This is a genomic window from Amycolatopsis speibonae (assembly GCF_042647925.1).
Classification (GTDB): Bacteria; Actinomycetota; Actinomycetes; order Mycobacteriales; family Pseudonocardiaceae; genus Amycolatopsis; species Amycolatopsis speibonae.
In genome coordinates this window covers 64,694-77,853 of sequence record NZ_JBHRWK010000163.1, presented here as the reverse complement: position 1 = coordinate 77,853, position 13,160 = coordinate 64,694, and the positions used below count along the sequence as shown (strand labels likewise).

Sequence of the window (13,160 nt, the reverse complement as noted above, 5' to 3'; positions counted from 1 at the left end):
CGCGTCCTCTTCGAGATCCAACACACCTTGAAGTCGATCACGCGGTGGCCGTCCTCATACCCACGACACGCCGCCACATCACACACTGCTGCTGCCGTACTAGGTACAGGAAGGGGGCCTTCATGTACCTAGGCACCGTTGCCGCATAAGGATCTTCGAACGACCCGACGAAAGTCGGCAGCACCGCTTCGGCGGATGACTTTGCGCGAACCGTGCGCTATACAGAGACCCTATTGCGTATTCATGCGCGAAAGGTGTCTTGAATGAGCAGAGTTGCGCAATCCCTGAGTAGTTTGGCCGCAGTGGCCCTTCTCGGGCTTTCCCCGGTCGCCGCCCACGCCGATCCGGCCGCCGCGGCGGCGGGCAAGCTGGGCGATCTGACCGGGATCTCCGCCGAAGGCCCCACGATCACCCTGAATTCGGGAAGCGCCGCGGTCCGCGTCAGCTTCCCGGCCGAAGGCGCCGTCCGCGTCTGGCTGGCGCCGGACGGCAAGTTCACCGACCCGGCCGGGAGCAAGATCGTGCTGCCGCGCACCGGCGAGGTCACGCCGAAGAAGACCGACAAGGGGGACTACTGGGCGGTTTCCACGGCCAAGGCGACGTTGCGTGCGTACAAGCACCCGATGCGGCTCGCGCTGTACGACGGCGCGGACCGCAAACGGCTCTGGGAGGAATCGGCGCCGCTGTCCTGGACCGACAAAGCGACCACGCAGACCCTGGCACGGACGGCGACCGAGCAGTTCGTCGGCGGAGGCGAGCAGAACGGCCGCTTCAGCCACCGTGACCAGACGATCCGGATCTTCGCCGACTACAACTGGAACGACGGCGGGGCACCGAATTCGCAGCCGTTCTACGCTTCCACGGCGGGATACGGCGTGCTGCGCAACACCTTCGCGCAAGGCAGTTACGCCTTCACCGAGCCGGTGCGCACCACCCACGACGAGCGCCGCTTCGACGCGACGTACGTGGTCGGCAACGGGCTCAAGGACGTCATCACCGGCTACACCGATCTGGTCGGAAAGCCGTTCCTGCCCCCGCTCTACGGGCTCGAACACGGTGACGCCGACTGCTACCTGCACAACGCCAACCGCGGCGAACGGCACACGCTGGACGCGGTGAAGGTCGCGGAAGGCTACACCGAGCACGGGATGCCCAACGGCTGGATGCTCGTCAACGACGGCTACGGCTGCGGGTACGAGAACCTCCAGCAGACCGGCGAAGGCCTCCGCAAGAACAACATGCAACTGGGGCTGTGGACCGAGAACGGTGTGCCGAACCAGGTCGAAGAGGTCAAGGCCGGGGTCCGGGTCCGCAAACTCGACGTCGCGTGGGTCGGCCCGGGGTATCAGTTCGCGCTGGACGCGTGCGACACCGCGCACAAGGGCATCGAGGACAACAGCGACGCGCGCGGGTTCGTCTGGACGCCGGTCAGCTGGGCGGGCGCACAGCGCTGCGGCGTGCTGTGGAGCGGCGACCAGGCCGGCTCCTACGACTACATCAAGTGGCAGATCCCGACCTACGCCGGTGCGACGACCTCGGGGATCGCGTACAACACCGGCGACATCGACGGCATCTTCGGCGGCAGCCCGCAGACCTATGTCCGCGACCTGCAGTGGAAGGCGTTCCTGCCGGTTTCGATGACGATGGACGGCTGGGCCGCGTCGGACAAGCAACCGTGGAAGTACGGCGAGCCGTTCACTTCGATCAACCGCAAGTACCTGTTGCTCAAGGAGCGGTTGCTGCCTTACACCTACAGCCATTCGGTGGAGGCGCACCAGACCGGCGTCGGCCAGGTCCGCCCGCTGGCGCTCGAATACCCCGACGACCCCAACGTGTGGAGCGAGAAGGCGAAGTACGAGTTCCTGTCCGGCAAGGACTTCCTCGTCGCGCCGGTGTACGAGAACTCCACCGTCCGCAACGGCATCTACCTGCCGAAGGGCACCTGGGTCGACTACTGGAGCGGCAAGACCTACACCGGACCGACCACTGTGGACGGTTACGACGCGCCGCTCGACACGCTGCCGTTGTTCGTCCGCGCCGGTGCCGTGGTGCCGATGTGGGCCGAGGGCACGAAGTCGTGGCAGACCCGGGACAAGGGCGTGCTCGACCTCGACGTCTACCCGCAGGGCAAGGGCTCGTTCACGCTCACTGAGGACGACGGCGTGACCAGGGCGTACAAGAACGGTGACCAGGCGAAGCAGACGTTCACCGTGGACGCGCCGCAGTCGGGGCTGGGCACGGTGACGGTCGGGATCGGCGCGAGTTCCGGTTCCTACGCCGGAAAGCCCGCGTCACGGAACTACCAGGTGGCCGTCCACTCGGGAAGCAAGCCCGCGATGGTCCTTGCCGGGACGTCGATCCTGCGGCAGTACGGCAGCAAGGCCGAACTGGACGCGGCGCCGTCGGGCTGGTGGTTCGATCCGGCCACCGGCGGGGTCGCGCGGGTCAAGACCGGCAAGGTCGGCGCCGGTGACCGCCAGGACGTCCGGTTGTTCGGCACGAGCGCGGTCGGCGGGATCTTCCCCGAAGACCGCAACGGGTCGGTCGCCCTGTCCGTGCCGGCGGTCGCCGGTCCCGGGCAGACCGCGACGGGCACGCTGAGCTTCACCAACGGCACCCCACTGCCGGTCCGGGACGTCACGTTCTCCCTGCCCGCCAACGGCTTCCGCGTCGAGGTGCCTTCCGGTCCCCGGCTGGTGATGCCCGGCAAGACGGTGCGGGTCCCGGTGAAGGTGACGCCGGACGCGGGGATCAAACCGGACGACTACCAGCTCACCGCGTCGGCGTCGTACAAGGCGCGGCTCGGGGAGAACCGGGTCACCGACTCGGTGACGGTCACGGTCCCGCACGGTTCGCTGGCCGCGGCCTACGGCAACGTCGGCGTCACCGACGCGGCCCACGTCGCGGTGGGGGACATCGACGGCGGCGGCAGCAGTCTCCGAGCCGAAGGTCTCGCCGAAGCCGGTCTCAAACCCGGTGCGGGCTTCACCGCCCTCGGCGCCCAGCTGACCTGGCCGGAAACCGGCACCGGGCAGAAGGACAACGTCCTCGCGTCCGGTCAGACCGTCGCGGTGCGGGGGACGGGCGGCAAGCTGGTGCTGGCGGGAACCGGCACGGGCACGGCGAAGGGCACTGTCGTCGTCCGCTACGCCGACGGCAGCACGAGCCAAGCCGAACTCGGCTTCCCCAACTGGTGCTGCGCCGACCCCGCCCAGTACGGCGCGACGACGGTGGCGACCGTGATGGGCAAGAACACCCGTACCGGGGCGGCCTACCCGACCACGCCGTACCGGGTGTTCGCGAACTCCGTCCCGCTGACCGCGGGGAAGGAGGTCGTCGCGGTGACGCTTCCGTCGAACACCGCGATGCACGTGTTCGCGGCGGGAATCAGTTAGGTAGCCGCTGTCCGTGAAGGACTCCTTGAGGGACCCAGAGTCCCTCAAGGAGTCCTTCACGGACTTGTGTTCACGGCCGAGGCGACGAGTGTCATCGGCCAGCGGGCATCGCCGGTCCGGCGGGCGAGGAAGAAGTCCAGTCGTTCACCGGTGAGCTTGCCGCTTGCCGCGATGCATTCCCGCACAAGGGATCGCGTCTCGTCGTCCGCGAAGTCCGGCCCGTGGTCCCGCTCCCAAAGCTTGAGCGCGTGCAAGGCCGCGCGTTCCGGCAGGTTCGGGATCGTCGCGTACCAGTGGCCGCCCATCCTGCCCGGAGGTGGACCGTCACCCGACGGCGACCGCCTGCCGAGCCGCTTTTCCTTCGCACGCGCGTTCTCGTAGTCGGTGACCTCCGCCCGCCACGCCGCGCGGCTGGCTTCCAACGCCCCCAAAGCACGCAACAGAGCCTTCTCGTGCCGTTGGTAAGGCCCGGCCAATTCCTCGAGAAAGCTCAAGGTCGCCCGGTGGCCGATCGGGTGGTACCGGCTCACGCACGAACACAACGCCGCGACCCGGCGGCCGTGCGCCAGCCTCTGGTCCCGCACCCTGCGCGCTCGCTCACTGAACCCCATCCGCCCAGATTAACCTCGTGAATGGCAGGGACGGTTCTAACCGTCCCTGCCACTCACGACCCCGCATGGGCGGCCCGCGCTCAGGCCGCCACCGGTGTCCAGAGTGCGTCGATGGCGCGCTCGGCCTCGGCCTGGCTGGCGTCGGCCAGCGGGATCAGGTCCGCCATCGCCGGGTTGACCTTCGCCATGGTCAGCTCGGCGGTGACGAACCGCGGTTCGAGGCCGGTCAGCGAAACGCCGTGAGGGATCCACGACTGCGCGTGGTCCCAGCCTTCGCGCGGGGTGCCCGCGCCGTACCCGCCGCCGCGCGAGGCCAGGACGATGAAGTCGCGTCCGCCCAGCAGACCCTGGTTGGTCTCGGGGTCGATCGACAGGCCGGGCGCGATCAGGTGGTCGACCCAGGCCTTGACCGTGCTCGGCGGGCCGAAGTTGTACAGCGGCAGGCCCAGCAGGACCGTGTCCGCCGCCTTGACCTCGTCGACCAGCTCTTTGATGAGCCGCCAGCCCGCGGCCTGCTCCGGCGTGTGCTGCTCCGGCGGCAAGGTCCTGGAGAAGTGGGTCGCCGCGTCCAGATGCGGCAGCGGCTCGGCGCCCAGGTCGCGGTAGGTGACGGTGCCCTCCGGATGCGCGGCGCGCCAGGCCGCGGCGGCCCGTGCGGTGAGACCGCGGCTGGTCGAGTGCTCGCCGGTGATGCTCGAGTCGATGTGCAGCAGATGCGTCATGTCTATTATCTTGCACAGATAGTTTGCGTAACGCAAACCATTGGTGCTGTGGTGGTCATCATGCGGGAACGTACACTTGACGTGTGTCCGAACTCCCGGTCGTGAACCAGCCCCCGCACCGCTGCGGCGCGCTGCTCGACCACGTCACCCGCCGGATCCGGCTGCGCAGCGAGAGCGTCTTGACCCCGCTCGGCCTGCGCCCTCGGCATCTCGTCGCGCTCACCGTGCTGCGCGATCTGGGCGGCTGCTCGCAGCAGGACCTCGCGAAGACGCTGGAGATGGACAGCACGAACGTCGTCGGTCTGCTCAACGACCTCGAGTCCGCGAACCTGATCGAACGCAAGCGGTCCCCGCAGGACCGGCGGCGGCATATCGTCGAACTCACCGACGTCGGAGTCAAACAGCTCGTCAAGGCCGAGTTCGCCCTCGCCGGCGTCGAGGACGAGGTGCTCGTCGCGCTCGACGACGATCAGCGCGAGGCGCTGTACAACCTGCTGTATCAGGCGGCGGGCCACGCCGACGCCGGAGCTTGCGTCGAAGCCGTCCACGACGACAACTGCTAGCGGTAGACCGGTTCTCCCGCACGGGAGCCGCCGAACCTGGGATAATCCCCGGGTGAGAGACGCGAGGAGAAGCCTGACGGCCGCCCTGACTGTTCTCCTGCTCGCCGGCTGCTCGGGCGGCGAACCTCAGCCGCCGCCCGCCAAACCCGCGTACGACCTTCCCGCGCGGGAGGTCCGGCCGGACGAGACCGCGCTGCATCTGCCGACGGCGCTCAACGGCGAGACCGAGTTCTCCCTCATCGGACTGGCCGCCGGACTTCCCAGCCTCACCGGCAGCCACACCGAGTTCGACGCGAAGGGGCAGTTCGTCCGGATCCGGCTGGTGGTGACGGGAAAGGGCGTGTCCGGGATCCTCTTCGACACCCGGCGCCAGCAACTGCTCACCGATTCCGGTGCCGTGATCGCGGTCGACAACCAGGCGATGACGATCAAACGGCAGCCCGACAAGTTCGAGCTCGGGCGTGGCGTGCGGGTCGAGTTCGACCTCTACTTCGATCTCCCCAAGGAAGCGAAACCCTTGGTACTGCGGGCTTTCGGCGGTCCGACGCTGACCGACATGAAGAACGTCACCGGCACCGACATCAAGCTGGGCTGAGTGGCAGGTCGTGTGATCGCCGTCTGATCACGCGAGATCGCCGTTCAATCACGCGAGTTCGGCGTCTGATCACGCGAGTCACGCCTTCGGCCCGGCTGTGAACCCGGCGAGGTGAATGCCCGGGGCGACCGAGACGCCCCCTGACATGAAAGGGGCCCCGCCGCGAAACGCGACGGGGCCCCTTCCCAAAAGGCGTCAGACGCCGAGGTCGCCACCGAGGTAGGCGGCCCGCACCTGCGGGTCGTCCAGCAGCTCGGCACCGGGTGCGCTCTTGACCACTTCACCGGTCTCGAGCACGTACGCGCGGTCGGAGAGCTTCAGCGCCTGCTGCGCGTTCTGCTCCACCAGCAGGACCGTGGTCCCGCGCTTGTTGATCTCGCGGATGATGTCGAAGATCTGCGCGATCAGCTTCGGCGCCAGGCCCATGGACGGCTCGTCGAGCAGCAGCACCTTGGGTTTGGTCATCAGCGCGCGGCCGATGGCGATCATCTGCTGCTCGCCACCGGACATCGTGCCGCCGAACTGGGTCTTGCGTTCGTTCAGCCGCGGGAACAGCTCGTAGACCTCGTCGAGGTCGGCCTTCAGGTCGTCCTTACGGGTGTACGCACCCATCAGGAGGTTTTCCTGCACCGTCATCCCGGGGAACACGCCCCGGCCTTCCGGTGACTGGCCGATCCCGAGTTCGACCCGTTTGTGCCCGGGTGTCTTCGAGATGTCCTTGCCGTCGAAGAGGATCCGGCCGCTGGTCAGCGGACGCAGGCCCGAGATCGTCTTCAGCGTCGTGGTCTTGCCGGCGCCGTTGGCCCCGATGAGCGAAACGATCTCGCCCTCGCCGACCTCGATGCTCATTCCCTTGAGCGCGGCGATCTTCCCGTAGTGGACGTTGATGTCCTGAACCTCAAGAAGCATCTTCCGCCACCCCCAGGTAAGCCTCGATCACCTTCTGGTTGTTCTGCACCTCTTGGGGGAGCCCTTCTGCGATCTTCTGGCCGAAGTCGAGCACGGCGAGACGGTCGGCGATCTGCATGACCAAGCCCATGTCGTGCTCGATGAGCAGCACGGTCCGGCCGTCGTCACGGATCTTGCGGATCAGCTGCTGCAGCGAGTTCTTCTCCGCCGGGTTCATACCGGCGGCGGGCTCGTCGAGCAGCAGCAGCTTCGGGTCGGTCGCGAGCGCACGCGCGATCTCCAGACGGCGCTGGTCGCCGTAGGAGAGGTTCTTCGCGGTGTTGTGCTCGACCCGTCCGATCCCGACGAAGTCCAGCAGATCCCTCGCCAGCTCGCGGCCCCGCTTCTCTTCCTTGCGGTGCACGGGCAGGCCCAGCGTCGCCGAGATCGCGCCGGTCTTGTGGTGCGAGTCCGCACCGACCATCACGTTCTCGAGCGCCGACATGTTGTGGAACAGCCGGATGTTCTGGAACGTGCGGGCGATCCCGGTCTGGTTGATCTTGAACCGCTTCATCCCGCTGACCTTGGCGCCGCCGAAGCGCACCTCGCCCTCGGTCGGCTGGTAGACACCGGTGATCACGTTGAACACGGTGGTCTTGCCCGCGCCGTTCGGACCGATCAGGGCGAAGATCTCACCCTGGTTGATGGTGAGGTTGACTTCCTTCAAGGCCGTGACACCGCCGAAGCGCATCGTCACGTTGTCGAATTCGAGCAGTGCGCTCATTTCGTCACCTCCGCCGAAGCCTCGGAATCCGGACCCGCGACCTCGGCGCCCATCGCACCCATCCCGCCTGTTCCTTCACGTAGTTCCGCCTTGCGCTGCCGCGACGGCAGCAGACCCTCCGGCCGCAGCGCCATCATCAGCACGAGCACACCGCCGAAGATCAGGATGCGGTACTCGGACAGGAAGCGGAAGCGCTCCGGGAGCCAGGCGACCAGGAAGGCACCGAGGACCACACCGGGCAGGTTTCCCGCGCCACCGAGCACGACGGCCGCGAGAATGGTCGCCGACAGGATGAACGGGAAGTTGTTCGGCTCGATGAAGACGGCCTTGCTGGCGTAGACCACACCGGCCATGCCACCGATCATCGCGCCGATGGCGAACGCCAGCAGCTTGAACTTGAACGTCGGGACGCCCATCAGTTCGGCGGCGTCCTCGTCCTCGCGGATCGCCGCCCAGGCCCGGCCGACGCGGCTTCGGTGCAGCCGCACCGAGAACACGATCGCGATCGTGATCGCCGCGAGGATCAGGTAGTAGTACGGCGCCGGGTCGAGCAGGAACTCGATACCGAACATCGTGTCCGGGTGCGGGACGTTGGTGATACCGCGGGCGCCACCGATGGAGTCGGTGTTGGTCGCGGTGATCCGGACGATCTCACCGAAGCCGAGCGTCACGATGGCCAGATAGTCACCGCGCAACCGGAGCGTCGGAGCGCCGAGGATCACCCCGGACATCGCCGCCAGGAAGATGCCGAGCACGAGGCATCCCCAGAAACTCCAGCCGTACTTGGTGCCCATCACGGCGAGCGTGTAGGCGCCGATCGCGAAGAACGCGACGAAACCGAGGTCGAGCATGCCCGCGTGACCGACGACGATGTTGAGGCCGATCGCCAGCAGGATGTAGACCCCGATCGGGAAGATCAGGACGGTGGTCCAGTCCGCGTCCGGAGACATGAACGAACCGATCGCGGGTGCGGGCAGGATCAGCGCACCCACGATCAGGAGAAGGTAAACGCCATAACGCTGCCAATGCGGAGCGTCAGCCCACCAGTCCCGGAGGCCGTCGATGGGGTGGAACCCGGCGCGCGCGGGAGTTCCGTTCTCTGAGGACTTTTCAGCCACTTCTTCGTTGCCCTTCATGCGCGTGCCCGCTGTAGCGATTCACCGAGGATGCCGGTGGGACGGAACATCAGGACCAGCACCAGTACCACGAAGGCGGTGACGTCCTTCCATTGTGAACCGAAGAAGATGGAACTCCAGTTCTCCACCAGGCCGAGCACGATGCCACCGAGTAGAGCGCCGCGCAGGTTGCCGATACCTCCCAGCACGGCCGCGGTGAACGCCTTGATACCGAGGAGGAAGCCGATGCGGTAATCGGTGTTCTCGTACTCCATGACGTACAGCGCGGCGGCGACGCCGGCCATCGCGCCACCGAGCAGGAAGGTGAGGCGCACGATCTTGTCGATGCTGACACCCATCAGCACGGCTGCTTCGGGATCCTGTGCCGTGGCACGGATACCGCGGCCGATGCGGGTGCGGCTGACCAGCTGGTCGAGGGCGATCATCATGATCACGGCGCCGACGACGACGAACACGTGGTCCGTGCGGACCACGCCGTTGCCGATGTGGAACAGCTCCTCGTGCGGGATGAAGCGCGGCGCGTTCTGCTGCACACGGCCGGATTTCCCGGTGATCCATTCGATGATCTCGAGGCCGAACAGCTCCTGCAGGAACAGCGAGGCGCCGATGGCGGAGATCAGGGCGGCCAGGCGGGTCGCGCCCTTCTTGCGGAGCGGCCGGTACGCCACTTGCTCCAGCAGGACCGCCGCGCCGCCGGACACGGCGGCCGAAGCGATGATGATCAGCAGCAGCACGGCGATCATCCCGAACACGCCGAGCGTGATCGGGGCGGTGCCGCCCGCGATGGTGATGAGGACGAACAGGGACGTGACCGTCCCGATCATGAAGATCTCGGAATGTGCGAAGTTGATGAGCCGGAGTACGCCGTAGACCATTGTGTAGCCGAGGGCGATGAGGGCGTAGATGCTTCCGGCGACCAGTCCGCCGATGGTGCTACCGAGGAACTGGGCTTGCAGATCTTGAAGCATGACGTGGATGCCTTACGGGACGGGGCGAGGACTATTTCGCCACATTTACGGGAAGCGGGGGAGCTGTGCCCGCACAGCGCCCCCGCTTCCGTTAGGTGTTCCTACCTGCTCCGTCAGCCGTTGAGCTTGGCTTCGGTCGAGATGCCGAGGTTCTTGAGAACGCCACCGGTGACCTGGTAGACGTTGATCGCGTCCGTCGACGGTTCGCCGTTCTCCTTGAACTTGATCTGCTTCGAGGCACCCTTGAAGTCGATCGTCTTGAGGGCCTCGTTGATCTTCTCCGAGGTGGTGTTGCCCGCCTTGACCGCGTTGATGATGGCGGTCGCCGCGTCGTAGCCCTCGCTCGAGTAGATCGCCGGGTCGACCTTGTACGCGGCCTTGTACTTGGTGCTGAACTCGTCGCTGGAGCCGGGGTCCGGGATGTTGCAGGGGCAGCCGACGACGGCCTTCTCGGCGGCCGCGGCACCCGCACCGCTGACCAGCTGAGCGTCGAGCGAACCGTCACCGGTGGCGAAGGTGGCGGTCACCTGGCTGTCACGCAGCTGCTTGAGCAGACGGCCACCCTGGGCGTAGTAGCCACCGAAGAGGATGATGTCCGGGTTCGAGGCCTTGACCTTCTGCACGGTCGAGGAGTAGTCCGACGCGTCCTTGGCGAACTTGTCGCGCTCGGTCGGGACGTTCTTTTCCTTCAAGGTCTTCTCGAAGTTGTCGGCCAGGCCGACACTGTATTCCTGGTCGTCCGAGATGACGTAGGCCTTCTTGGGCGACTTCGCCGTGATGAGGAAGTTGGCGATGGCCGGGCCCTGGCTGGCGTCGCTCGCGACGACGCGGTGCCAGTACTTCCAGCCGTTCCCGGCCAGGCCCGCGTTCGTCGCCGACGGCGAGACACTCGGGATCTTGTTCTGCTCCAGCTGACCGCCGATGGCCTTCGACTCACCGGAGAAGGCCGGGCCGATCAGCGCGGTGATCTTGTCCTGGCCGACGGCGGTCGCGATCAGCGACGTCGCCTGCTCGGGCTTGCCCTGGCTGTCGTATTCCTTGAGCTCCAGCTTCGTCGCCGGGTTCGTCTTGTTGTACTCGTCGATAGCGAGCTTCGCGCCGTTGCGGGGCGGGATCACGATCCCGGAGTTCTCACCGGTGAGGTCACCCATGAACCCGATCTTCAGCGTGCTGCTGTCACCGCTGCCGGACGAGCTGCTGCCGCCCGCGCAGCCCGCCAGCGCCAGCGACGCAGCCGCCGCGACGGCGAAAACCCGTCCAAAACGCACTCCTGACACCGACTACCTCCCATGACCAACCAGCCGCCGGTAGGCGTTGCCCCCGACACAGGGGCTAGGTTAGGGCAGGAAGATATCCCCCTCCGCCATGATCTGCACAGACGCCCATCACTCTGTGTCCACATCGTGACGGTCGAAACCAGAACGAATTGCACGAAAAGGCGAATGTTGCCTGTTGACAAGTCTTCGCTGGTCACGCTGGGGATTCACCACTACCACGTCGATCATGCTCTTGGGTGAGGATCACGTTTCGGGCGCGTATCTTGCGCTTTTTCACCACCTTCGAGGGCGGCCGTTCGTCGTAGCAATGCTGCCCCAAAGGGCGTCAACCGTGCCCGCCTTCTCTTCCGCCACGACAACCGATGGTTGTCATCGCGGTCCGAACGGCTGTTGGATCCCGGCCCTGACCTCGCGGTTAGCTGTTCCCAGAGCCGGAAACACCGAGAAAGACCCGGGAGAACATGACGATGAGCGTCGAACTGAGCGAAGCGATCGAAGGCGTGGCGGCGGGAGTCCCGTTCGTGGCACTGCCGCCGTCGGACCAAGGGCGTCCGGCACCGCTGGTGCTCACCTGGCATCTGCTGGGCGCGCCGTTCAGCGAGGCGGCGATGGCGGCGGCGCTGCCGATGCGGGAACTGCACGCGTGGCGGGTGCATCTCGGGTTGCCGCTGACCGGGAAGCGGTTCCCCGAAGGCGGTTTCGAGGGCTTCTTCCGCCTCGCGAGCGAGGACAACGTGCTCAACGTCGTCGAGCCGCTGACCAGGCAGGTCGAGGCGGAATTCCCGGCGGCGGTGGCGGAGCTGCGCTCGCGCCTGTCCATTGAGGACGGTCCGGTCGGGCTGGTCGGCGGTTCGCAGGGCGGCGCTGTCGCGCTGCAGATGCTGACCCACGCCGAGATCCCCGTGGCGGCGGCCGCGCTGGTGAACCCGGTGACCCAGCTGGCGCCGGTGATCGCGGCGAACGAGCGGGTCTACGACGTCACTTACCACTGGTCGGACCGGTCCCGCGCGGTCGCGAACGAGTACGACTACGTGCGGCGGGCGGAGGAACTGACCGCGCCGGTGCTGTTCGTCATCGGCGAGGAGGACGACGTCTCGATCACCGAACCGGCCGCGGCGCTGCACAAGGTGCTGGGGGAGGGGCGATCCGAGCTCGTGACGATCCCGGGGATGGCGCACGGGTTCGCCGAGGCTCCGGGGCTCGAACCCGCTCCGCAGACGGAGCACGCGAAGCTGGTCGACGCCGAGCTCACCCGCTGGTTCGCCCGGCACCTAGCTGTCTGAGGTCGTCGTCCGGCAGCCAGGAGCTGTCGGGATCGTAGGTGCACCAACCTTCTTCGTGGCTGGTCCGGCCCGCGAGCGCCAGCAGGCGCCGCAGGGCCGGGCCTTCGCCGCGCCGCCACACGACCGACCACGGGAACAGCGGCGACGGCTCGAAAGGCAGGACTCTCAGGTTGAGGTCCGAGGCGAGGTCCATATCGGCGCCGGCGAGAGTGACCCGCTGCTTCCCGTAGCGGGTCTGTTCCAGAGTGTGCCGGAGGTCGTAACTGACTCCGGAGTCGTCGATCGGGACGTCGAATTCTTTGCATAGGCGTTGCAAATAAGAAAGCCATTCGACCGGGCCGCCCAATTGCGGAATCCAGATGCCGTCCCTCCGGAGATCGGACAGTTTCAGGACAGCATTACCCGCCAGTGGGTGCTCCGGCGCGAGAAGGGCGACCAGCGGTTCGAGTCGGACGAGCCGGTGTTCGAGTTCCGCGGGCACTTCGCGGCCGAGGTCCGCGACGCGGCCGAACGCTAGGTCGATCTCGCCCCGGACCAGCGGGTCGAGGGCGTTGGCCAGCCCGCGACCGGCGACGCGTTCGACCACCAGCGCCGGCTCCCGCCGCGCGATGCGCCGCAGCATGTAGAGAGGAGAGAGGCGTGGATCGATGACGTCGAGGCGGGGCGGGCGGTCCTGCAGGCCCATCGCGGCGACGGCGGCGTCCGCCGCGCGGATCAGCTCGCGCGCGTGCGAGAGGAAGCGGTCGCCGTCGGGGGTCAGCTCGACGGACCGGTTGGTGCGCCGGAAGAGCTGCACCGACAGGGCGTCCTCAAGCTTCCGGATCCGCTTCGACAGTGCTTGCTGGCTGAGGAACAGGGATTCTGCCGCGCGACCGAAATGACTGTGGTCGGCGGTCGCGACGAACGCCCGCACCTGAGCCGTGTCGAGATCCATGGGG

At 66.9% G+C, this 13,160-nt stretch carries 12 protein-coding genes; 4 read left to right on the top strand and 8 right to left on the bottom strand.

From position 1 onward, the window contains the following. Positions 1-302: 302 nt before the first annotated feature. Positions 303-3,395 carry a TIM-barrel domain-containing protein gene (locus tag ACFOSH_RS44370; protein WP_378247907.1) on the top strand — a complete coding sequence of 1,031 codons (3,093 nt, stop codon included), beginning with the start codon at positions 303-305 and terminating at the stop codon, positions 3,393-3,395. 56 nt (positions 3,396-3,451) lie between these two features. Here ACFOSH_RS44370 and ACFOSH_RS44365 read toward each other — a convergent pair whose 3' ends face one another. Next, entirely contained in the window at positions 3,452-4,006 is a 555-nt protein-coding gene (locus ACFOSH_RS44365; protein WP_378247905.1) for a hypothetical protein, read from the bottom strand. Between the two features lie 80 nt (positions 4,007-4,086). Then, positions 4,087-4,728, bottom strand: coding sequence for an FMN-dependent NADH-azoreductase (locus ACFOSH_RS44360; RefSeq protein WP_378247903.1), 642 nt, complete (start codon positions 4,726-4,728; stop codon positions 4,087-4,089). Positions 4,729-4,811: 83 nt separating this feature from the next. Here ACFOSH_RS44360 and ACFOSH_RS44355 point away from each other — a divergent pair, with 83 nt between their 5' ends. Beyond that, positions 4,812-5,291: a MarR family winged helix-turn-helix transcriptional regulator gene (locus ACFOSH_RS44355; RefSeq protein ID WP_378247901.1), complete on the top strand. Its 480-nt coding sequence runs from the start codon at positions 4,812-4,814 to the stop codon at positions 5,289-5,291. 52 nt (positions 5,292-5,343) lie between these two features. Next, complete coding sequence (locus tag ACFOSH_RS44350) at positions 5,344-5,886, top strand: hypothetical protein (RefSeq protein WP_378247899.1); 543 nt, start codon at positions 5,344-5,346, stop codon at positions 5,884-5,886. A 195-nt stretch (positions 5,887-6,081) separates the two neighbouring features. Here ACFOSH_RS44350 and ACFOSH_RS44345 read toward each other — a convergent pair whose 3' ends face one another. The 5 genes from ACFOSH_RS44345 to ACFOSH_RS44325 all read right to left on the bottom strand — a co-directional run bounded on the left by ACFOSH_RS44345 (position 6,082) and on the right by ACFOSH_RS44325 (position 10,930). Then, positions 6,082-6,795: an ABC transporter ATP-binding protein gene (locus ACFOSH_RS44345; protein WP_378247897.1), complete on the bottom strand. Its 714-nt coding sequence runs from the start codon at positions 6,793-6,795 to the stop codon at positions 6,082-6,084. Next, positions 6,785-7,558 (bottom strand): ABC transporter ATP-binding protein, encoded by a 774-nt coding sequence (locus ACFOSH_RS44340; protein WP_378247895.1) that lies wholly within the window; start codon positions 7,556-7,558, stop codon positions 6,785-6,787. The genes ACFOSH_RS44345 and ACFOSH_RS44340 overlap by 11 nt, the downstream gene beginning before the upstream one ends. Then, on the bottom strand, positions 7,555-8,694 hold the full coding sequence (locus tag ACFOSH_RS44335) for a branched-chain amino acid ABC transporter permease (protein WP_378247893.1): 1,140 nt from the start codon (positions 8,692-8,694) through the stop codon (positions 7,555-7,557). The genes ACFOSH_RS44340 and ACFOSH_RS44335 overlap by 4 nt, the downstream gene beginning before the upstream one ends. Next, on the bottom strand, positions 8,691-9,662 hold the full coding sequence (locus ACFOSH_RS44330; protein WP_007028137.1) for a branched-chain amino acid ABC transporter permease: 972 nt from the start codon (positions 9,660-9,662) through the stop codon (positions 8,691-8,693). Before ACFOSH_RS44330 ends, ACFOSH_RS44335 begins: the two co-directional genes overlap by 4 nt. 113 nt (positions 9,663-9,775) lie before the next feature. Then, positions 9,776-10,930 (bottom strand): branched-chain amino acid ABC transporter substrate-binding protein, encoded by a 1,155-nt coding sequence (locus tag ACFOSH_RS44325; RefSeq protein ID WP_378247891.1) that lies wholly within the window; start codon positions 10,928-10,930, stop codon positions 9,776-9,778. Positions 10,931-11,400: 470 nt separating this feature from the next. On the opposite strand from ACFOSH_RS44325, the gene ACFOSH_RS44320 reads away from it, so the two are divergent. Further along, a complete protein-coding gene (locus ACFOSH_RS44320) occupies positions 11,401-12,222 on the top strand; it encodes an alpha/beta hydrolase family protein (RefSeq protein WP_378247889.1) in 822 nt (273 codons plus the stop codon). Here the strand turns inward: ACFOSH_RS44320 and ACFOSH_RS44315 are convergent. Then, complete coding sequence (locus ACFOSH_RS44315) at positions 12,188-13,156, bottom strand: LysR family transcriptional regulator (protein WP_378247887.1); 969 nt, start codon at positions 13,154-13,156, stop codon at positions 12,188-12,190. The genes ACFOSH_RS44320 and ACFOSH_RS44315 overlap by 35 nt on opposite strands. Positions 13,157-13,160 lie beyond the last annotated feature (4 nt).

Excerpts from the sequence above, each read along its gene's own strand:
- ACFOSH_RS44365 (WP_378247905.1), bottom strand. The coding sequence starts at position 4,006 with ATGGGGTTCAGTGAGCGAGCGCGCAGGGTGCGGGACCAGAGGCTGGCG.
- ACFOSH_RS44360 (WP_378247903.1), bottom strand. The coding sequence starts at position 4,728 with ATGACGCATCTGCTGCACATCGACTCGAGCATCACCGGCGAGCACTCG.
- ACFOSH_RS44345 (WP_378247897.1), bottom strand. The coding sequence starts at position 6,795 with ATGCTTCTTGAGGTTCAGGACATCAACGTCCACTACGGGAAGATCGCC.
- ACFOSH_RS44340 (WP_378247895.1), bottom strand. The coding sequence starts at position 7,558 with ATGAGCGCACTGCTCGAATTCGACAACGTGACGATGCGCTTCGGCGGT.
- ACFOSH_RS44335 (WP_378247893.1), bottom strand. The coding sequence starts at position 8,694 with ATGAAGGGCAACGAAGAAGTGGCTGAAAAGTCCTCAGAGAACGGAACT.
- ACFOSH_RS44330 (WP_007028137.1), bottom strand. The coding sequence starts at position 9,662 with ATGCTTCAAGATCTGCAAGCCCAGTTCCTCGGTAGCACCATCGGCGGA.
- ACFOSH_RS44320 (WP_378247889.1), top strand. The coding sequence starts at position 11,401 with ATGACGATGAGCGTCGAACTGAGCGAAGCGATCGAAGGCGTGGCGGCG.
- ACFOSH_RS44315 (WP_378247887.1), bottom strand. The coding sequence starts at position 13,156 with ATGGATCTCGACACGGCTCAGGTGCGGGCGTTCGTCGCGACCGCCGAC.